Origin of the sequence: Enterobacter cloacae complex sp. CARB60 (genome assembly GCF_036487345.1) — a bacterium.
Taxonomy (GTDB): Bacteria; Pseudomonadota; Gammaproteobacteria; order Enterobacterales; family Enterobacteriaceae; genus Enterobacter; species Enterobacter asburiae_D.
This window is the reverse complement of record NZ_JAZKLC010000001.1, coordinates 96,779-115,988: the sequence shown is the minus strand read 5'-3', so window position 1 is coordinate 115,988 and position 19,210 is coordinate 96,779. Positions and strand designations below refer to the sequence as shown.

General features: G+C 49.0%; 16 protein-coding genes and 9 pseudogenes. 12 read left to right on the top strand and 13 right to left on the bottom strand.

The window, feature by feature from the left end; genetic code table 11:
- Positions 1-11 precede the first annotated feature (11 nt).
- The 6 genes and pseudogenes from V4835_RS00640 to V4835_RS00615 all read left to right on the top strand — a co-directional run bounded on the left by V4835_RS00640 (position 12) and on the right by V4835_RS00615 (position 4,010).
- Positions 12-1,159 (top strand): IS3 family transposase gene (locus V4835_RS00640; RefSeq protein WP_320723715.1). Its coding sequence is split into 2 segments (ribosomal slippage): positions 12-249 and positions 249-1,159, totalling 1,149 coding nucleotides; the frame shifts between segments, so codons are not numbered across the junction.
- 483 nt (positions 1,160-1,642) lie between these two features.
- Positions 1,643-2,023, top strand: a complete 381-nt coding sequence (locus V4835_RS00635) for a tyrosine-type recombinase/integrase (RefSeq protein WP_407065537.1) — start codon at positions 1,643-1,645, stop codon at positions 2,021-2,023.
- Positions 2,024-2,179: 156 nt separating this feature from the next.
- Positions 2,180-2,434: a type II toxin-antitoxin system RelB/DinJ family antitoxin gene (locus V4835_RS00630; protein ID WP_172689070.1), complete on the top strand. Its 255-nt coding sequence runs from the start codon at positions 2,180-2,182 to the stop codon at positions 2,432-2,434.
- Entirely contained in the window at positions 2,424-2,714 is a 291-nt protein-coding gene (locus V4835_RS00625; protein WP_000143805.1) for a type II toxin-antitoxin system RelE family toxin, read from the top strand. The genes V4835_RS00630 and V4835_RS00625 overlap by 11 nt, the downstream gene beginning before the upstream one ends.
- Before the next feature lie 105 nt (positions 2,715-2,819).
- Positions 2,820-3,065 (top strand): annotated as a pseudogene (locus V4835_RS00620) (hypothetical protein); the annotation flags it as partial.
- Between the two features lie 285 nt (positions 3,066-3,350).
- Positions 3,351-4,010, top strand: coding sequence for an ATP-dependent Clp protease proteolytic subunit (locus V4835_RS00615; protein WP_172689069.1), 660 nt, complete (start codon positions 3,351-3,353; stop codon positions 4,008-4,010).
- A gap of 141 nt (positions 4,011-4,151) precedes the next feature.
- On the opposite strand, the pseudogene V4835_RS00610 reads toward V4835_RS00615, so the two are convergent.
- Positions 4,152-4,403 (bottom strand): annotated as a pseudogene (locus V4835_RS00610) (transposase); the annotation flags it as partial.
- On the opposite strand from V4835_RS00610, the pseudogene V4835_RS24335 reads away from it, so the two are divergent.
- Together V4835_RS24335 and V4835_RS00595 are read left to right on the top strand one after the other, a co-directional pair.
- Positions 4,403-5,310: pseudogene (locus V4835_RS24335) on the top strand (IS91 family transposase); the annotation flags it as partial. The pseudogenes V4835_RS00610 and V4835_RS24335 overlap by 1 nt on opposite strands.
- A 152-nt stretch (positions 5,311-5,462) precedes the next feature.
- Positions 5,463-5,582 (top strand): annotated as a pseudogene (locus V4835_RS00595) (DUF4113 domain-containing protein); the annotation flags it as partial.
- An 81-nt stretch (positions 5,583-5,663) separates the two neighbouring features.
- Here V4835_RS00595 and V4835_RS00590 read toward each other — a convergent pair.
- The 5 genes from V4835_RS00590 to V4835_RS00570 form a co-directional block, all read right to left on the bottom strand.
- Positions 5,664-6,638 carry a ParB family protein gene (locus V4835_RS00590; RefSeq protein ID WP_172689068.1) on the bottom strand — a complete coding sequence of 325 codons (975 nt, stop codon included), beginning with the start codon at positions 6,636-6,638 and terminating at the stop codon, positions 5,664-5,666.
- Complete coding sequence (locus V4835_RS00585) at positions 6,638-7,843, bottom strand: AAA family ATPase (protein ID WP_172689067.1); 1,206 nt, start codon at positions 7,841-7,843, stop codon at positions 6,638-6,640. The genes V4835_RS00590 and V4835_RS00585 overlap by 1 nt, the downstream gene beginning before the upstream one ends.
- Before the next feature lie 300 nt (positions 7,844-8,143).
- The gene (locus V4835_RS00580) at positions 8,144-8,431 is read right to left on the bottom strand and encodes a hypothetical protein (protein ID WP_172686961.1); all 288 of its coding nucleotides are present in this window, start codon (positions 8,429-8,431) and stop codon (positions 8,144-8,146) included.
- Between the two features lie 44 nt (positions 8,432-8,475).
- A complete protein-coding gene (locus tag V4835_RS00575; protein ID WP_172686962.1) occupies positions 8,476-8,826 on the bottom strand; it encodes a hypothetical protein in 351 nt (116 codons plus the stop codon).
- A gap of 17 nt (positions 8,827-8,843) precedes the next feature.
- Positions 8,844-9,290, bottom strand: a complete 447-nt coding sequence (locus V4835_RS00570) for an integrase catalytic domain-containing protein (RefSeq protein WP_279750606.1) — start codon at positions 9,288-9,290, stop codon at positions 8,844-8,846.
- A gap of 224 nt (positions 9,291-9,514) precedes the next feature.
- Here V4835_RS00570 and V4835_RS00565 point away from each other — a divergent pair.
- Positions 9,515-10,274 (top strand): annotated as a pseudogene (locus V4835_RS00565) (transposase); the annotation flags it as partial.
- Here the strand turns inward: V4835_RS00565 and V4835_RS00560 are convergent.
- The 7 genes and pseudogenes from V4835_RS00560 to V4835_RS00530 all read right to left on the bottom strand — a co-directional run.
- Positions 10,241-10,729 (bottom strand): GyrI-like domain-containing protein, encoded by a 489-nt coding sequence (locus tag V4835_RS00560; RefSeq protein ID WP_172689064.1) that lies wholly within the window; start codon positions 10,727-10,729, stop codon positions 10,241-10,243. The pseudogene V4835_RS00565 and the gene V4835_RS00560 overlap by 34 nt on opposite strands.
- 218 nt (positions 10,730-10,947) lie before the next feature.
- The gene (gene istB / locus V4835_RS00555; protein WP_039817893.1) at positions 10,948-11,703 is read right to left on the bottom strand and encodes an IS21-like element ISEc10 family helper ATPase IstB; all 756 of its coding nucleotides are present in this window, start codon (positions 11,701-11,703) and stop codon (positions 10,948-10,950) included.
- Positions 11,700-13,199 (bottom strand): IS21 family transposase, encoded by a 1,500-nt coding sequence (istA, locus tag V4835_RS00550; protein WP_039817891.1) that lies wholly within the window; start codon positions 13,197-13,199, stop codon positions 11,700-11,702. The genes istB and istA overlap by 4 nt, the downstream gene beginning before the upstream one ends.
- A gap of 90 nt (positions 13,200-13,289) precedes the next feature.
- Positions 13,290-14,416: pseudogene (locus tag V4835_RS00545) on the bottom strand (IS3 family transposase); the annotation flags it as partial.
- 161 nt (positions 14,417-14,577) lie between these two features.
- Positions 14,578-14,886 (bottom strand): annotated as a pseudogene (locus V4835_RS00540) (IS1 family transposase); the annotation flags it as partial.
- A gap of 63 nt (positions 14,887-14,949) precedes the next feature.
- Positions 14,950-16,074: pseudogene (locus V4835_RS00535) on the bottom strand (IS256-like element ISEae1 family transposase); the annotation flags it as partial.
- Between the two features lie 6 nt (positions 16,075-16,080).
- Positions 16,081-16,475, bottom strand: a pseudogene (locus tag V4835_RS00530) (IS1 family transposase); the annotation flags it as partial.
- A 307-nt stretch (positions 16,476-16,782) separates the two neighbouring features.
- Here V4835_RS00530 and V4835_RS00525 point away from each other — a divergent pair.
- The 3 genes from V4835_RS00525 to V4835_RS24330 all read left to right on the top strand — a co-directional run bounded on the left by V4835_RS00525 (position 16,783) and on the right by V4835_RS24330 (position 18,181).
- On the top strand, positions 16,783-17,148 hold the full coding sequence (locus V4835_RS00525) for a LecA/PA-IL family lectin (RefSeq protein ID WP_172686965.1): 366 nt from the start codon (positions 16,783-16,785) through the stop codon (positions 17,146-17,148).
- 52 nt (positions 17,149-17,200) lie between these two features.
- Entirely contained in the window at positions 17,201-17,659 is a 459-nt protein-coding gene (locus tag V4835_RS00520) for a hypothetical protein (protein WP_172686966.1), read from the top strand.
- Between the two features lie 282 nt (positions 17,660-17,941).
- On the top strand, positions 17,942-18,181 hold the full coding sequence (locus tag V4835_RS24330) for a GyrI-like domain-containing protein (protein ID WP_406601062.1): 240 nt from the start codon (positions 17,942-17,944) through the stop codon (positions 18,179-18,181).
- Positions 18,182-19,210: the final 1,029 nt, after the last annotated feature.

The following is a 19,210-nucleotide window of genomic DNA, read 5'->3' as shown; positions in this document are numbered from 1 at the left end:
GAGAGGTGCACATGAGCGGTAAGCGTTATCCAGAAGAGTTTAAAATCGAAGCAGTCAAACAGGTTGTTGATCGTGGCCATTCTGTTTCCAGCGTTGCAACACGTCTGGATATCACCACCCACAGCCTTTATGCATGGATAAAAAAGTACGGTCCGGATTCTTCCACTAATAAAGAACAGTCAGATGCTCAGGCTGAGATCCGCCGTCTCCAGAAAGAGCTAAAGCGGGTTACCGATGAACGGGACATATTAAAAAAAGCCGCGGCGTACTTCGCAAAGCTGTCCGACTGAGGTACGCCTTTATCCGTGACAACGCCTGTTGCTGGCCTGTTCGCCTGCTCTGTCGGGTGCTGGATGTTCATCCCAGTGGCTTTTACGCCTGGCTTCAGCAGCCGCATTCACAACGCCATCAGGCAGACCTGAGACTGACAGGACAGATTAAACAGTTCTGGCTGGAATCGGGATGCGTCTATGGTTATCGCAAGATCCATCTGGATCTGCGGGACAGCGGGCAACAGTGCGGAGTCAACAGAGTCTGGCGACTGATGAAACGTGCCGGGATAAAGGCTCAGGTCGGATACCGGAGCCCGCGGGCACGTAAAGGCGAGGCCAGTATCATGTCGCCCAACAGGCTCCAGCGACAGTTCAATCCGGATGCTCCGGATGAGCGTTGGGTAACGGACATCACCTACATCAGGACCCACGAAGGCTGGCTGTATCTTGCCGTGGTTGTTGATCTGTTCTCACGCAAAATTATCGGCTGGTCCATGCAATCCCGGATGACAAAGGACATTGTCCTGAACGCACTGCTGATGGCTGTATGGCGGCGTAATCCCCAAAAACAGGTGCTGGTTCATTCGGATCAGGGCAGTCAGTACACAAGCCATGAGTGGCAGTCGTTCCTGAAATCACACGGCCTGGAGGGCAGCATGAGCCGTCGCGGTAACTGCCACGATAATGCGGTTGCAGAAAGCTTTTTCCAGTTGTTGAAACGCGAACGGATAAAGAAAAAGATCTACGGAACGCGGGAGGAAGCCCGCAGCGATATTTTTGATTACATCGAAATGTTTTATAACTGTAGGCGTCGGCATGGTTCGAGTGATCAGATGCCACCGGCTGAATATGAAAACCTATATTATCAACGGCTCGGAAGTGTCTAGATTATCCGTGGCGATTCAAGGTTTTTAAATAACTGAAGTGGTGTTAGTTGCAACATTTCCCTCTCCTTTGTAGAAAACAAGTATCCCTCTACTCTGATATTAAGTCAAACAACATATAACCAAAAACACATATGATAAATTTCACTATTACCTTAAGGTAGGTGTGCTAACTCGGAGGTCAGATGCAAGATTGAACACCAGAGACTTCTTATCTGTTTCCGCTGGGGTGGGAACACATCATATCTGAGGGGGGAGGAGATAACGTCTGGAGTTCCAATATTTAATCGAGGGTTTTAAGATTAATTTTTAACCTTAACGTACAATAATTTTCGATATCCAAACTGACCCCTTACTGAAGCCCTGCCCATCACACCCGAGGATTTGCAACTTGATGGTCCACGCCCCTGCATCCGGTTACGCACACTGAAACAACGCCAGCGGGGAAGGGGACGACCGTCAGCGGATGAGAAGATAGCCCGGATAGTGCCGCTGCTCGATGCCGCATATGTCGATCAGCTTCGCCGCTATCTGGCCACGTTCAGAACCGGCCGTCGTCGCCCCTTGTTTGCCGTCAGCAGGAAAACAGCCTGGCTGTGGATGCAACAGGCGATCGACAGAGCCCGGGAGGAGGGGATTGAATTTGCACTCCCGGCCATCAATCCAAAGACGCTGCGGCACAGTTTTGCCATGCATCTGTTTTTCAACCACGTGCCGCCGAAAGTCGCCCAGGCCTATATGGGGCATGAACGCTATGAAAGCACGGAGGTGTATCTGAAGGTTTTTGCACTGGACGTTGCACCACAGCTGGGTGTCACATTTTCGCTGGATCACCGCGATTACAGCCATCTTCTGACACGAAAATAGAATACTTATGTATTACATAAGTCATTCATTTAGTGTTCTGCCGTCAAAAAAGGGTGGTGGCCATTACTTGCTGGTTAGGAAAAAATGCACCACACTTGTAATTACATTTGTAGTGCATGTATAATAACTGTACACGATATAACCGGAGTACGAGCAATGAGCACAATTCAAATCCGCGTTGATGACGAACTGAAAAAAGACGCCTATCAGGCCTTTGAAAAACTGAATCTGTCGCCTTCGGACGCACTTCGTCTGTTCCTGCGGTATGTTGCAGAGAACAAAAAACTCCCCTTTGCTGAAGTCTCAGTGATGGTGAGCGAAGATGATGAAGACGCTGATATTCTGGCAGTTGTTCGGGAAAGACTGAAAAATCCGGCAAGACGGATCAGGGTTAACGTTGATGACCTTTAATGTTGAATTTGACGAAAGGGCGTTTAAGGAATGGAATAAGCTCGAAAAGACGATCCGTGAGCAATTCAAAAAGAAGCTAAAAAAGCTTCAGCAAAACCCTTATGTGGAATCAGCCCGACTGCATGGTGATCTGGCTGGCTGCTTTAAAATAAAGCTGAGAGCATCTGGTTTTCGTTTGATTTACAAGGTAATCGATGACGAGATTGTTATATGGGTGGTCGCAGTAGGTAAACGGGAAGACGAAAAAGCCTATGAAACGGCCAGAAAGCGTCTTTTATAAAAGAAATACAAACGTATTGCATTTGTATTCATGATATCAGAAAAAATAACTATCACGCTCATACATAACAAAACCCACCTTGAGGTGGGTTTCGCCAGAAATATAGTTGCACGAGGAATCTTTATGGATTTGTGGTGGCTCGCTAATGACAAAAGCTGTCTGCGCCATCAGGCCTTCTGGCATAGCTGGCAGGGGCCGCTTCTTGAAGGGCAACAAAGTAACAACATCACTCTGATTGATGTGTTAGAAGGCGTACATGCATACCTGGAAGGGCATCTTGATCACTTTGAAATACCAGAAGCCTTTGTCACCAAAGAATTACCGCTAAATGTAGCGGCTCGCAATCAGCGCCGATTTGGGCTCACAATAACTGCAAATCAACTTCGTCATATCGGCAGACCGACCGCCAGCATTCTGTTGCACTGTTCATCTCAACAGGCAGTGTTTATCCGGCGTTACAGCTCTATCAGTTAGCATTGAAAAGTGTCTGAGTTCAGCGGCCTTCGATAGTGTTTGCAGGTCTAAGACAGGTAGTTTAACGTTGCACTTCGGACTTGAACCCATCGTTTGCTATGAATGGCGAAAATAAACGGTGATTTCAATGACATTTAATAAACAAAAATACAAGGTGTTATTATGTTGAAAATTTATACATCACTAATTCTGGTATACGCCTCTCTATCAATTTCGGTAGTCAATGCTGCCTCGATTCAGAAAGCATACTCAGCTAATGAAATTGCAAAAATATATTATTCTGGTGATATGAATACATCATCAATCAGTCGACTGGTCAGTGTTTTTGATGAAATTAATAAAAGTTCAGACATTAAGATAATTTATATATATATTAATAGCTATGGGGGGGATATGGACGCAGGGTTAATGGCGTCAGCGGTAATTAAAAGCTCAAGAATCCCTGTGACCACTGTAGCCATGTCAACAGTTGGCTCATCAGCGACCATCATGCTTTGCGCAGCAGACGACAGACGTTCCCTACCCGATGGATATATTTACCTTCATCCATCATATATTAATTACAATGGGGATGTAAGGCCAAATGATATTCAGGAGATGAGTAATGAGATCAGAAGGTTTAATAACATGTTCAAAAAAACATATAAAACATGCACTAATTTAACTGATGATATGATCAATAACATTCTTTATAGTGAGTCTAATAGAGTTACTTACACCCCTGAAGAGGCAAAAAAAATAAATCTTATATCTGTCATCGATAGTAACATCGTTGAGGCGGAGAAAAATTATTATGTTACCAATAATGGAACTGATGGGTAACTAAATTTTCGCCAGTAGTAAACGGCGGGCGTCCAGTTAGGGTTAACCCAAAAAGCCAATCCGGTGAGACAGTTTTTCTGTCTCATTTGACTTGTTTTATCCCATTCCGGTGTTACGTTTTCGTCATCTAAATAGCTGCGCCTAATACCGCTGCACTTTTGCCAGACCATGTTTTCCTCCGGGGAATGGACTGGCGGTTTCCATAAAATGTCTTACCTTACTCAGCAACTGCCACATTGAACGGCATTGATGGCTACGGGTTATCGTGTCATGAAGTGCCTGCCATAGCCGCTCTACGTGATTCACCCACGGCGAGTAGACTGGCTGGTAAATTATCCTGAACTTCGGATTTTGCTTCAGCCAGTGCTGCGTTTCCCGGCTTTTATAGATTATTCACCATGCCCCACCTGCTGTGGCCCTTCTTCAACAACAACTAGCCCCTGCTCAATGCCCTATTCCGGGCAACAACCCGCGCCATGCCTCGATGGGCCCGCAAACAGGGTGTGGAGGTCGGCATCTTCTGCGCCCTGCACACCTGTGGCCGCCAGCTAAACCAGCATCCGCACATTCACCTTTCTGTCACCCGCAGCTGGCTCGATATAAAACACGGCGTCTGGCGCGATATCTTCTTTAAGAAGCACGCCGTGGAGGAAATCTGGCGCGGGGCGGTTATCCGGCTCCTGGGCCTGAGCTATGATCTGATTAATCCCGGCAGCCTGTCGGGGCTGGGGCATATCCGCGATAAAAACAGTGGGAGCGCTATCTGCAGGCCCAGTACGGACGCCGCTGGAAGGTGCACTTCGCGAAGAAGACCCGGGGGGCCTGGCGAAGCGTCAAATACCTCGACCGGTATCTGAAACGACCGCCGGTGTCGGCGGCGAAGCTCAGGCACTACAGCGGCGGTGCCGTGGTGCATCACTATTACGACCACCGTACGCAGCATTACCGGAAGCAGACGCTGTCGCAGGAAGAGATGATCGGGCGCTATATCAGTCATATCCCAGCGAAGCACTTTAAAATGGTGCGCTACTACGGTTTTTTGTCTAACCGGAAACGGGGCGAGCTGCTGGCGAAGGTGTACGAAGCCCTGCAGATGGAGGCGCGGGAAAAACCGGATCAGCCGGGCTTCGCAGCGCTGATGAAGGGGTTCCTGGGTACGGACCAGTACAAATGTATCCTGTGCGGCAACCGGCTGCGATTTACCGGTGCGCAGGCTGGCAGGCATGCGTCGGAATTAGTAGCAGAAAGGCAACATAACATCGACCGGAAACGATGCCTTCTGGGACAGACTGCAGGATAAGTGCGCCTGGAAAATGGGTTTCAGGTTCAAAATACACCGGAAACGGCATTTTATTACCATAACTCACCTGTCATCACGTCATCACTGCGTTTCTGACAGGGGTTTTCATGCTCAGATTATTTTTGAAGCGCTTTTCCAGTTTCCTAACCATCAAGGGGAAAATATGGTTCGCCGGTCGGGGGATTGCCTCAGAGTGGCATATGAAAAGGGAACTACTTTCGCCAGCTTATACGACACGCTGGGCAGATATTCCTGCAGCCAAATTGACTTGAAATTGTGGCGATTTCAACTTGAAATTCTCAACATAAATAAATTAATTACAATAAGTTAGACATGAAATCGCCGTGGCGAAATTATTGACTCAAATTTCTATCAAGGACCTCGTTGATAGCTTTGTCCAGTTCATCCTGAACCACTTTTGACATACGGCTAAACTCATAAGTCAGCGTACGCCCTTTAACACGCTTGCGCGCGAACTTATCCTTTTCTTCAAAGGTCCAGAGTGCGGAAATTACTGACTTTTCCTTAGGAGGTGGAGCTATCAATGCCTGAGAGGCCTGAGATATCAATTTCAGTATACTGGCTTTCTGTTCGTCTTCTGGTCGCTCGCAGTCGCTCAAAATTGCATCATGCTGATCTGAGACAGCCTGAATGAGCCCTTCAGACGTTAAACCATTTTCACTGAGTGTTTCATTAACCTCTAACAGAATTTTATAGTCACTAAACGACAGCTCAGACTGAACCGGGAACAGAGAAATCAATTCTTGCGGTACTGCTGCCGCCTGCAGTGCCCTGGTGACCTTAGCCTGGGATAACCCCTCCAGTTCAGCAATTTCCTTTTGATTGAATCCAGATTCTTTCAGAGCCATCAATCTTAAGCCGATCTCTCGAAGGTTATGTTCTTTAGCTGTCTGGATATCTTTAGCCAGCTGGCGAGCTTCATCAGCTGATAAAAGTTCATCGGTAACCATTACATCAAGGCCTGTACGGACAAAAATCGCTGAGGCTCGCCGTCTTGAACCATCCAGTATCTCAATCCTTTCACCTTGCTGAATGCCAATACAGGGGAAGAACTGCTGAAACTTAATCGTCTGGATAATAGATTTCAGGGACTCCCTAGTCAGAGCAAGTTGATCTCTTCCGTTGGTTTCCTGGTTTACGAATGTCTTACTTTCAACGTCCGATGCAGGTACCCGAACAAACCTGAACGTTATCTTCCTGCCGGTTTTTAGGGTAAATACCTGATTTCTTTGGGTGTCAGTCATTTCGACCATTGACGCCTGGGTATTTAACTGTCTGCCAATGGTTTTTCTTTTCTCATTCGACATCACATACCTCCGTTAGTACGAATGAACTCAATACGATCAAATACGGCCTTCGCAAAATCTTCCGCTGCTGATTTTGCGCTTTTAAGCGCCTCGGTGCTTCCATCATAGGTTGTTGGATTTGCGGAAATAACTGTGTCAAAAGTCTCCCCGCAGCGCTCGAAGCCATCCAGCCTCGGCAGAACCATGTCGAGCATATCGGCACCGAATACCTCTTTGGCCTGACTATGGCAAATCTTGTGATCAGACTTGTTCAGGATTTTAGACATAAAACCGACATTTCCGATGAGATTGCAGGTGTGTCCATCCTGTTCTATCGAATCAATAAGCGCAGGAAGGCTGGCTACAAACTTCAGGGAAGAATGAAAATCAACCGTTGCCGGTGGAAGAGGGGTCAACATCAAGTCTGCCGCTCCGATGCAGTTTTTCAGGAACGCATCGAGGTGAGGTCCACTATCAAGGAAGATAAAGTCGTAGTCATACCGGAGCTTGTCGATAATGTTTTCTTTAAGCACTGCATGAATATTTTGCCCGGACAGATGTTCCTCACACAATCCCTTCCAGCCTTCAGCAAGGAATGCATCGTCAATGGAAGCAGGAATAACATCAACGCCCGGGATAATTGACGGCACGATGAAATCGGACAGTAATTCTTCACGAGACACGTTCTGGAGCATGGCCTGAGCAGCCGTATTTTCAACCAGGCCCACTGAATTCTCATGGCTCAGGAACATTGTCAGAGATGCCTGCGGATCGAAATCGATGGCCAGAATACGCAGGTCTTCGAACAGAAGCTGAGGATGAGCCCGAAAAGCATGGGATAATGAAGCGGTAGAAACTGTCTTGGAACCGCCACCTTTAAGGTTACATACAAAAATAGTGAAGGCTTTATCGAAGCGATCTCTGTACTTGGGTACTTTACGATGGAAATACAGGTCGATGACGTTCTGAATCGTCATCGCGTACTTCATCGTATTGCCGGAAGGTTTCTTTTTAAAAATGTAGCCACTGGCTTCCATTTCGGCCACAGCATACTCAACACTCCCTTTGCTGAGCTTAGGCAGCTTATACAGGGCGGCTTTGCTGTATTCCTGATAGAACTCGGTAAGATTCAATTCCTCTTTTTGCTGGCGGATACTTTCGCTCAATGATGTCAGAAGTTTACCTGCACGTGTGGCGACTTTCCGTAACTGCTCAATACTTTCCATTTATCACCTCATGACGTTTTTTGTCATTTTGAACAAAAATCATCACTTTTCAAGAGATAATTCATAATATTTTGATTTTGCTCTCACAGGAGCCGCCGAAGATTAAATGGAGAAGAGGGCACTACGTCCACAATCATTTTGTTGACCCACAGCGCAAACCGTGAGTCTGTTCAGAGCTTGCATCTGAGCAGGCGAGAGGTTGGACAAGCCCGACGGGCACGTCAGCGTGTCACGTTGGGGTATACCTCTGAGTATTAGGCGACAATTACCCCGTCCGCCGTGTTGCCTCACCAGTTAATGTTACTTTCTTTCTTCAACTAAAATGTTACCATCAGCACGAGTTCCGTAGACCAGTTCTCTGACCACCCTGACCCGCCATTCCTGTAATCTGCGCTGCAGTGTTCTGCGATGGCCTTCGGTGAATTTGCCCGGATGTGCGTCTTCAAGCTTGAGAAGTAATTCGGTGCTGCCCAGATGCGGCTCATCTTTCAGCCAGCATTCTATTTCGTTCCAGACGTCAGCAAAGGGATCTGCCCGGGTTCGCCAGTGGCGGGGTTTTGATGGAGCTGGATGATGTAAAGGATTCACTGCACCCTCCTGCCAGGCTACGGAGAGCCCCTGCAAAAACGCGGTTAAATCGCTGTTTTGTCTCCGATGGGATCCCCGACAGCTATTCGTACCAGCTGATGCTGATAGAGTCGAATGGTTTCCAGCAATTTCAAAGGGTCAAGTGCGTGGATGATATCGTCAAAATGGGCTCGAAGCTCAGCACGCAGGGTATGCAATTCTATCAGGCGGTTATAGGGCGTTTTGGGAGCGTCATGCCTGCGAACCGTTTTCCCGCCAATACGTTGCGTCTCCAGAAGCTTGAACGATGGCTGAAAGAAGTTAATAAACAATCGATTAGCCATGTACATCTGGTTCATCGCTTTTACTGCATGCTCACCGTCAAGACGACCATATCCCGCCAGCTTTCTGACCACTGAGCCATTTTTTTGCTCTATACAGGCCTGCTCGTTTTCCGGTATGGTCGGGAACGCGTTAGTGCTATACATCTGGCAGAACAGTATTCAAATAAGGCTTCGTTGATAAATTCGGCACCGTTATCAACATCAAGGCCTAGAAGCGGGAATGGCAGGATCTTTTGAACCTTATCAACGGCCCGGATGATCAATTCTGCGTTACGTGCCGGCAGCGCCACACATTCTGTCCACCCGCTGGCGATATCGGTCAGCGACAACGTCCACAAAAAGGTACCGGAGAGATGCCCGCCACAGTGCGCCACGAGGTCCATCTCCATAAACCCTGGTGAATGTCGCTCATGCTCGGTGAACATCCTGACCGGGATACTTTTGCTGACGCGGTTAACCACCCGGCTGCGTTTTTTAGCTGCGGTGGTATGTGCTTCTTTCAGCAAGCGATCGATGGAGGACGCACTGATTTTCATAAGTTGCTCGCGGAGTGCCGGATTCAGACTGATTTGCCCATGTTTCTCCATCGCCGGAATAAGCTGGGGCAGTAACGCTCTGAGCCGCTTGCCGCATAAGCGATCTGAAGCTTCCCAAAGGACAATCAGAGCCTGTTTTGGTGAGGCAACAGTGCGCGCTCGGTAACAAAAATGCTGATTCAATGCGCCGGCCAAGGTAGTTGACGTCTAATAATCCACTACACTCCCATGTTGCTCGTTTGCATGGCATTCAGCCCAGCCAGCTATTTAAGTGGAAAAACAGTATCTGGAAGGCAGCCTGACTGCCGTTGCTGCCGGAGAAGATGTCGTTCCGGCATCAGAGCTGTCCGCCGCAAACAAGCAGATCCGTGAGCTTCAGCGCCTTCTGGGTAAGAAGACGATGGAAGTAGAGATCCTGAAAGAAGCAGTGGAGTACGGACAGGCCCGAAAATGGATAGCGCATGCGCCCTTGTTGCCAAAGGACAAGGAATAGCACAGGTCAGCAGCATTATGGGCGTGTCGCGTGCGCAATTATCACTGCGGGTTCACCGTTCTGCCGACTGGCAGGACGGTCGCACTCTCCGGCGAGACGAGTAAGCGGACGCAGAGGTCCTGTCGCGCATCCTCGGTATCATCAGCGATATGCCCAGTTATGGCTATCGCCGGGTGTGGGGGATAATGCGTAGACAGCTTCGCGATGAAGGTCTGCCTCCGGTGAATGCCAAACGGGTTTACCGTGTGATGAGCGAGCATAATCTGTTATTGCTGCATGACAAACCACAACGGCCTCAGCGCGAGCATAACGGTAAAATCGCGGTAGCGAAGAGCAACCAGCGCTGGTGCTCAGACGGCTTCGAGTTCGGATGTGACGACGGCGGAAAACTGCGCGTGACGTTCGCGCTGGACTGCTGCGACAGAGAGGCCATAGACTGGGCCGCGAGCACCGGCGGCTATGACAGCATGACCGTACAGGATGTTTTAGTGCTAATACCTATGTAGATATGAGCTTCTTCAGGACTTTTATAAGCTTCAAAATCAGTAAGAAAACTGCGACATATCTCAGGGTGTTGCTCAAAATAAGACCAGATATAAGACCAGGTTTGAATCATCGCATCGGGCATAGCCCCTCTTGCTTCAAAAACGAGATATTCCCCAGCTTCAATGACAATATTTTCAAAATCGCTGTTTGATTTATCAACAGATACACCAACGGTTAAATCATAGAAGCCGGTAGCGTCAGTTTCATATGCTGAGTAAACGCCAAAAATTGGAGTATTTGGTAACTGTGTTGAGATCTGCTCTGCCACCCCCTCTGAATAGAATTTTGCCCATAGTCTAGGGATTCTTGCACTTTCAGAATTGAACTCATCAATGTTTTTCGTACGTACGCAAAGCCCCGCCACGCAGAAGCTTTTTATATGTTCAGTCTTTGGTTTCATAATGATTGTCTCTCTATGTAAATTTGAATTTGATCTTGACCCGCCATCTCCGGACAGCTTTTGTATCTTAAGTTAACGATGCCCGCTGCCGCCGGTATTCCCTCGGATATCCCAGCGCGCTGTGCGGGTGGTTTTCATTGTAATGCGTGAACTATTAGACGTCAACTAGTTTTGCCGACTGGCGCCAACTACTCTGGCCGCATCCATTGAGCGAGGTTTTAAGCCACGCTGGTTACTGCCTTCGATGTCTTCTTCCGGTAACTTTCTCCTTTTAGCTCGAACATATATCCGTGATGGATCAGCCTGTCCGCTGCCGCCACCGCCATCGTTTCATCCACGAAGATGCTGCCCCACGTGCTGAACGGATGATTGCTGGTTATGACCAGACTGCCGCGCTCATAACGATGGGCGATCAGCTCGAACAGCACACCCGTTTCCGCGTTGTCGCGTTTGACATACCCGAGGTCGTCTATCACTATCACCCGGTAGCGATCCAGTTTCAGCAGAAGCTCGTTCAGTTTCAGTTGTGTCCGCGCTTTTCGCAGCTCCTGCAGCAGCTCTCCGGCACTGTAGAACCGGGCCCGGTAGCCCAGTCCTACAACGCCATCCACGATCGCTGCCGCCAGATGGCTTTTCCCCAGGCCGCTGGCACCGAACAACAGGACATTTTCTCCGGCATCAACCCAGTCTGTCGTTTCGCAGAGCTGCCGGAACTGAGCGTTATTCAGTTCCGGCACCTGGCTGAAGTCATACTCACCCAGCGTTTTCGCCACCGGCAACCGGGCTTCCTTTTTATAGCGGCGCAGTTTTTCGCTCTCGCGCCACAGGAGTTCTTCATTGCACAGCGTCAGCAGATAGCGTGACGGGGTCCAGCCCTCTGCCAGAGCCCGTTTCTCCAGCGCATGCCATTCAGCGCTGACGCGGGTCAGACGCAGTTTGCGCAGACTACGCTCAAGGTGGTGGATATTGCTCACTGCAGACCTCCTTTGCCGCGCAACAGCTGTTCATAACTACTCAGGTTGTGCTGAACCACACTGACTGTCGGCAGCTCCTTTTCCTTTATCCCCAGGAACCGCATCAGGCGGTGCAGATCCAGCTCACCCGGGGTATTCAGCATCTGTTCCATCCCCCGTGCCACGATCGAGATATCGTCATAGCCCGCCGCCAGTTTCAGGGCGTGTACCATCAGGCGACCAGCCATCTCTGGCTCCAGATGATTGCACAGGCGACGCCACAGTTTTCGCCATTCATCGTCCGGCAGGATGTCATTTCTCAGCGTGGCATGGCAGAACGCACCAGGCTTTTTCGCCAGACTGTCGATCACATGCCGGAAGTCGATGCACCTGGCCCGGGTTTTCCCTTTTTCTGGCCTGACGCGGGCGCAGCTCATCACTTCACTGCTACCCACGTAACAGCTCAGGCGATCATCCCACAAGCGGACGCGTAACAGCTGACCGACAAGTCTGGAAGGGACGCTGTAGACGACGTGCCTGACGTTGATGGTACTGCTGCTACTGACCCTCACCGTCAGTTCGTCATAGTCGGCGCTGCGACGCAGCGGCAGTGGTTTCAGATGGGGGCGCTCTTCTTTCACCAGATCCTGGTTGTTGCGGTTGTGGCGCATGACCTGCTGAGTGATGAAGGCCTGGTATTCTTCCACGGTGCTGAAGTCGTTACTGCCCCTAAGCATCAGCGCCTGGCGGATCCGTCTTTTCAGATGCCCGTGGGCGCTTTCAACTGAACCATTTTCGTGGCCACGACCGGCGTTATTGTGCACGCCCTGCATACCGTAGTGCTGGCAGAGGGCAGCATAGCGCTCAGTCAGCTCGCGGCGACCGTCTTCACCCTGGTGTTTCCATGCTGCCCGCAGGCTGTCCGTTTTATGCTCTGTTGGTACGCCACCCAGTTGCCCGAGGGCTTCCTGCAGGCCTTCAGCCAGGGCAGAGAAGCTCTCACCACCCAGTACAACCCGCATCCAGCTCCAGTGGCTCCACTCCAGGCGGAAGTGATACAGCTTATGCGTCAATAACTTGCCACCGATGGTGACAACTACACCTTTCAGCTCGGTAAAGTCCGACAGGCCGCGCAGGCCAGGCTGATGAAGTTGCCGGAACATCACTTCCTGCTCGGCACCATACTGCAGCTTCCACTCGCGCACCCGCCGTTGCATCGTCCTGCGAAGGCTGCTGGGGTACTGACCGGGATATTTATCCTGCAGCATTTCCAGCAGGGTCGTGGGCATCAGAGCAGGTCTTTCCTTCAACAGGGGAACAAGCTCGCTGTCCCAGACGGCCTCAAGCGGATCTTTACGTGTCCGCCAGTGACGATTACCGGTTTTAGACCACTGATCTTTTTCGATCCTGCGACCTGAGCGAACAGAGATACCGGCCTTCATGGCCGAGATATGCTGGGTTACACCTTTTTTACGCTGAGTCATGTAATAACTGACCTGATGAGTATTGAGCGTCACGCCATTTCCTGTGGGATCATGAACATGGTGCTCAGATTACAAAATCGGCCAGAATAATCAGCGCTAACCGGACTGAGTTATTGTCGCCTAATACGTGAACGCTGCTGCAAGGTTTCGCAGGGCTGTTCTCACATCCGGTTTGGGCATGAACGCGATATAGTCTTCCTTCATCGTTTTCACGAACCGTTCGGCCATGCCATTACTCTGCGGGCTGCTCACCGCTGTTGTGCAGGGCTCCAGATTCAGTTCTATCGCGAACTTCCGCGTTTCATGCGCGGTATACGCTGAACCGTTATCCGTCAGCCACTGCACCGGTGTGTCGGGCAACCTGTCGCCGAAGCGTTTTTCCACCGATCTCAGCATCACATCCTGCACGGTCGAACTGTCATAGCATCCCGTGCTTGCTACCCAGTCTATGGCCTCGCGGTCGCAGCAGTCCAGCGCGAACGTTACACGCAGTTTTCCGCCGTTGTCACAGTCGAACTCGAAGCCATCTGAACACCAGCGCATATTGCTGTCTGCAACTGCGATTTTACCCTTATGTTCACGCTTCGGGCGCTCTGGTTTGTCATGCAACAACAACAGGTTATGCTGGCTCATTATCCTGTAAAGACGTTTGGCATTCACAGGTGGATGTCCCTCTGAGCGACGTTGCTTGGGCAGGATGCCCCACACGCGTCGATAACCATAACTCGGCATATCGCTGATAATGTTGAGGATAGCCGACAGTATTTCAGCGTCAGCTTCGTTATTACGCCGGTTACCGCGCCTGTCCAGCCAGTCGGCAGAACGGTTCATCCGCAGTGACAGCTGCGCACGCGACACGCCCATGGTGCGGCTGACCAGGGCTATTCCCCGTCCTTTTGCAGCAAGGGCGCGTGCGCTATCCATTTTCGCGACTGACCGTACTCCACTGCTTCTTTCAGGATCTCAACTTCCATTGTCTTCTTGCCCAGAAGGCGCTGGAGTTCCCGAACATGTTTCAGTGCTGCTGCAAGCTCAGAGGCAGGAACGACTTCCTCCCCGGCCGCAACGCCAGTGAGGCTGCCTTCCTGGTATTGTTTCTTCCACTTGAACAGCAGGCTGGGCTGGATACCATGCAGACGAGCGACGTGGGAGACATTCATTCCTGGCTCCATCGTCTGCTGGATAAAAGCGATTTTCTCCTGAGGAGTCTTACGTTTGCGGGCTTCTTGCCCTAACAGGATCCCGGTCATCTCAAAATTGGCGTTAGTGTTAGACATATATTCAAGCCTATCTCTTATCTGGAGATACAGCTACTGTCTGGTGTTTCAGGGGGCTACATCAGTACTTAAATCCTAATCTCTGCAAAAGATATATCAATGCTTATTATTTAAGTAATCGGTGATGCCTCCAATTAGTAGAGCATGTATTTTCCGATAAAAGCACCGATGACTTTTTCATGTAGCTCAACAGAGCGGGAGAAGCAGATGGTTCTGCGAGCCAGACACTTGATTCGGGTTCTCAGTGTCAGGTTGTTGCACTCAATACGCTGAGTAAAGATTTTGCCGGTCAGGTGCTTCGCTTTCGTGAGCTCTCTGACATAGCTGCCCCATTCATCTGTGGTCAGCATACCGATGTTAAAGGGGGTGAGCAGTGCCAGTAATTCGCGGCAGGTTGCATCGGTTCGTGGACCAAACGTGTATGCCAGTACACTGCCTGTTTTGGGGTCGAGTCCGTCAAGGTGGTGTAAATTCAGTTACAGCTTTCCGGTCCGGCAATGAGCCTGTTATGCGCTGATTGGCAGCGCGTCGATTACTTCGGTTTCAGCGAGCTGGTCTATCTCCGCCATGCTGTGTTGCGGCAGGTAGCGGTTCTGCAGCAACCATTCTTCATTCTGCTCCGTCAGGACCGCACCCAGAAGCCGTATGATGCTGTCTTCGTTGGGGAAGATGCCCACTACGTCGGCACGCCGTTTCACCTCTTTGTTCAGGCGCTCCAGCGTGTTGGTCGAGTGGATTTTCACCCGGTGCGCTTTCGGGAAGCCGAAGTACGCCAGCACGTCCTATTCCGCTTCGTCCATCATCTCCGTAACCGCCGGGAAGGTTTTCTCCAGTTGGGCCGCAACCTCGCGCCAGGTGGCATGAGCGCTCTTCTCCTCTGTCTGTACGAACACCTGCTGCAGAGCGGCGCGGACCACCGACTGGCTGGCCCTGCTGACCCGGCCCAGCACGTTGCGCATGAAGTGGACCCGGCAGCGCTGCCAGCTGGCAGAGAACACCTGCCGTATCGCCGCCTTCAGGCCGCTGTGCGAGTCGGAGATAACCAGCTTCACGCCTTCCAGACCGCGCTCCTTCAGGCTCAGCAGGAAGGCAAGCCAGAACGCTTTGGCTTATGACTCACCAATGCCCATCCCGATTATCTCCCGGCGACCGTCCGAGCTGACCGCGCAGGCGATTATTACCGCCACGCTGACCACCCGACCGTTCTTGCGGACCTTCACATAGGTCGCATCCAGCCACAGATAGGGCCATTCTCCTTCCAGTGGTCGCTGCAGGAAGGCCTGCACGCGCTCATCGATACCGCGGCAGATGGACGACACCTGGCTGCGGGAGATACCGGTCATCCCCATCGACTGGACCAGCGCATCGACCTTGCGGGTGGAGACGCCATTTATCCATGCTTCCTGGATAACCGCATTGAGCGCCTTCTCCGACAGCCTGCGGGCCTCGAGAAAGGGTGGGAAGTAGGTGCCTTCCCGCAGCTTCGGGATACGCAGGTCCAGCGTGCCGAGCCGGGTGTTGTACTGCCGGTCACGGTAGCCGTTGCGGTAGGTCTCGCGCTCATCGCTGCGCTCGTGAGGCTCTGCGTTGATGCGCTGAGTGACGTCGGCTTCCATGATGCGGTTGAGCATAATCTACCCTGTTTTGGTGTTATACGCATACCAGAGCCAGTGTTGCCGGGCCTTACTGCCAACAAAACTCCATTGCTCGTCGAGTTCACAGATAAGCGCCACATCAGCATGGGCCACTGGCGATGACGTTATTCGTCGTGGCGAGAGTTTTTTAAAGTCCGGATGACGGTATTGATATCCACTTTCAGCGTCCGGGAGGTATCGCGAACTCCGGCACCGTTGAAGGCCATTTCGGTGATCTGCTCTTTAACCCCCGGCTTACGGGCCTCGTATGAGTAAGTGAGCTGAAACACGCAGTGGCAGTCCTGGCAGCGGAACCGGTCGTGTCCGTTCGGGTTCTGCACGTGACGATAAACCTGAGCAGACTGACAACGGGGGCAATTAACGGTAACGCTGGCCATGAGTAAACCTCAAAGGCGAGCATTATACATCGAATTCAACCAATTAGAGGCATTACCGGCTATTTTTATCTTGCAGAGTTCATTTTCTTCTGTGCATTTTAATCCACATGTTTTGTTTTATTTGCACATTGGGGTGTTTTTTCTGCTTCCCTGCCGGCACGTAAAATAGGCAAAGGCTTGCTTTAATGTGTTTTCAGGGTGTCTATTCCATCGGTTTCTCTATAGATTACGCGACAAATTATTTTTTATTAAGTATTATTAGCTTTAACGTAGTTTTAAACTTGCTAATTGCTGATGGTGGAAGAAAATGAATAACGTCTCTTCATGGAGTGGAAAAGTTTACACAGATAATCCCTTGGGAACCTCAACAGAGATTGAGGTACAGGCAGGACAGTACCTGACAGTGCTTGCAAAAGGATGGGCGAAATATGGCAAGGAAGAGTACGCTATTATTTCACCGCAAGGGCGGATTCCAAGGTATTCAACAGACCTGAGATTATCAAAATCATCGTTGTTAGTAGTTATTAATGATATTTTTCAGCCTGTTGAGGGTTATCTCTACAAGTGGCTGGTTCCGGTATCTGGAGTGGTTAAAATTGTTTTCTCAGATAATCCTGACATGTACACAGATAACACCGGCTTCTTTGATGTTGAGATTTATATAGAAGACTGACATACCACATACCAGAAACATCTGTTTAGCCCAGCCTGATGAGGTTAAGTCTATGATAAAAATGAATATTTTGGTTTTTACTTTTTATGCATTTTGCTTTGCTACTCCAAATATTACTTTGGCAAAGGATTTTTCTCTTGGCTACAGTTTAACAAGTGCTAACGGCTATAAGATGACGGGATATAATGTCGTTATATCTCCGATTGATTCTTTTCCGGTTTCAGTATCAGGAACATTTTCACATAATGAAAGCCGATACAAACAAAAATATGCATCTCTTATGCTTGGTACTTCATTGACAAACGGTCTGGAGTTTACTCCATTTATAGGTGTTGCTGCCACATCTAATGTAAGTTATAACCAACGCCATGAGTTATATGGTCCCGCAGCAGGGTTTACTTTAGCCCATAAATTTTTAGAGAATATGATTTTATACACCGGATGTGAATTCGCTTATGTCTATTCCGATTCAGTACGGACATGTTCAGTTGGCGTTGGAATAAGCATGTGAAAATATCTGAACAAGGCAAGTAATACAGTAAACACGCTCATGCTAAAACCTTTTGATAATTAGAACTGCCACTGAATGTTGGGGTGGGATTGTTCGGAACTGCAGGTGGTGTTTGACTACCAACCGCTGTGTGCTGCCCAAGTACTTATAAAGTAACACTTCATTAGGCTTAAAATCTACATTGTTGGTAACCCAGACCGCCAAACTGAAATTTTGCTTAAAGTTCAATTTAACGTTGAAGAGAATAATTATGTGACCAAAGACTGAGTATATAAAAAGTTTCTGTGTGACGGGCTTTCCCTTCGTACGAGAAACATTGATGAGTCCAGTTCTAAAACCGCAAGAATTCCAGGTCTTTGGATTCGCTTTTACTCAGAGAGAGTGACAGAGAAGATAAACAAACTGTTACCTCATGCTCAAGTTTTTGGTGTTTACTCCGCTTATGAAACTGACGCTTCCAGCTTTTATGATTTAACCATTGGTGTCTCTGTTGATAAGACAAATTTAAATGATTCATTTTAAAATAATCCAATATGCGAAATGGAATTTATTTGCGCGTATACTCATTTATATTTTTATCTGCGGTGAATCCTCCTACGCGGAGGGGCTAATACTGCAGTTGTACTGAACCGTTATACTAGCGAGTCACGGTTGCTGACCAACGACTTACTGTGAGGCACCTGGCGCCGAACTCCTTCTTAATCAATGTTTACATACTTTGCACTTTCAGATGCGATGACGTGAAATCCAGCGTTACCCAGCAACATCGTATTTTCCTGATAGCCCATCCCTTGGGCTTTTTCCTGTAGCATGTTGGCTTTTCATTTTTAAACATTTATTTGTTTTTATTTCAGTATTTATGATTCCATCAGCACGCTAAGCTTATATTGTGTGGTAAATGCTTCTTGTACGGAAGGGCGGAAAATTAAAGTGCTATCTGCAGGTATCCTCACGATTTCTAAGCTGGTGAGACATCATCGGGAGGCACCCGGCACCACATGCTCCAGTATCTAACTAATACGTACATAGTGTTTTCAGATGCAATGATGTGAAATCCTGCATTAGCCATAAGCATCATATTTGTCTGATAGTCCCGGGCCTTATTAGCTTGGAATACTCATTTATTGAAAAGAATTCCATTATTTTAATCGGGCGTACAGCGGTAACGGATGTGCGATAAAGGTGGCTCAATATGTATCAATTATTATTGACATTAGTTTTTATTGTTGTGATTTACGTTCTGCTTGAAATACCCTTTACATCTCTGACTGATGCCAGGAAAATTACCATGTTCAATGGTGAGAAACTCCACCGAAGGTACAGGAAAATCAAAGAGATGGTGAATCGCAAAAAATAGTTTCGTGATTAAAATCGCTTTTCCGTTCAACTGGTACGTTGGAAATGCTTCGTTCTATCACTGCATAACTTAAAACCGCATGACTGTTGACCCATATCAGTTATGTGGTTTTTATTTTACAAATCTATTTATTAAAATGTATCTTTGAAAAAGTAGACTCTCTGCGGTACGCTTTGGCGTATACTTTTCCCCGA

Coding starts and splice junctions, on each gene's coding strand:
- V4835_RS00615 (WP_172689069.1), top strand. CDS start 3,351: ATGTTGAAAATTTATACATCACTAATTCTGGTATACGCCTCTCTATCA.
- V4835_RS00625 (WP_000143805.1), top strand. CDS start 2,424: ATGACCTTTAATGTTGAATTTGACGAAAGGGCGTTTAAGGAATGGAAT.
- V4835_RS00585 (WP_172689067.1), bottom strand. CDS start 7,843: ATGGAAAGTATTGAGCAGTTACGGAAAGTCGCCACACGTGCAGGTAAA.
- V4835_RS00590 (WP_172689068.1), bottom strand. CDS start 6,638: ATGTCGAATGAGAAAAGAAAAACCATTGGCAGACAGTTAAATACCCAG.
- V4835_RS00560 (WP_172689064.1), bottom strand. CDS start 10,729: ATGAAACCAAAGACTGAACATATAAAAAGCTTCTGCGTGGCGGGGCTT.
- V4835_RS00570 (WP_279750606.1), bottom strand. CDS start 9,290: ATGAAAATCAGTGCGTCCTCCATCGATCGCTTGCTGAAAGAAGCACAT.
- V4835_RS00630 (WP_172689070.1), top strand. CDS start 2,180: ATGAGCACAATTCAAATCCGCGTTGATGACGAACTGAAAAAAGACGCC.
- V4835_RS00525 (WP_172686965.1), top strand. CDS start 16,783: ATGAATAACGTCTCTTCATGGAGTGGAAAAGTTTACACAGATAATCCC.
- V4835_RS00520 (WP_172686966.1), top strand. CDS start 17,201: ATGATAAAAATGAATATTTTGGTTTTTACTTTTTATGCATTTTGCTTT.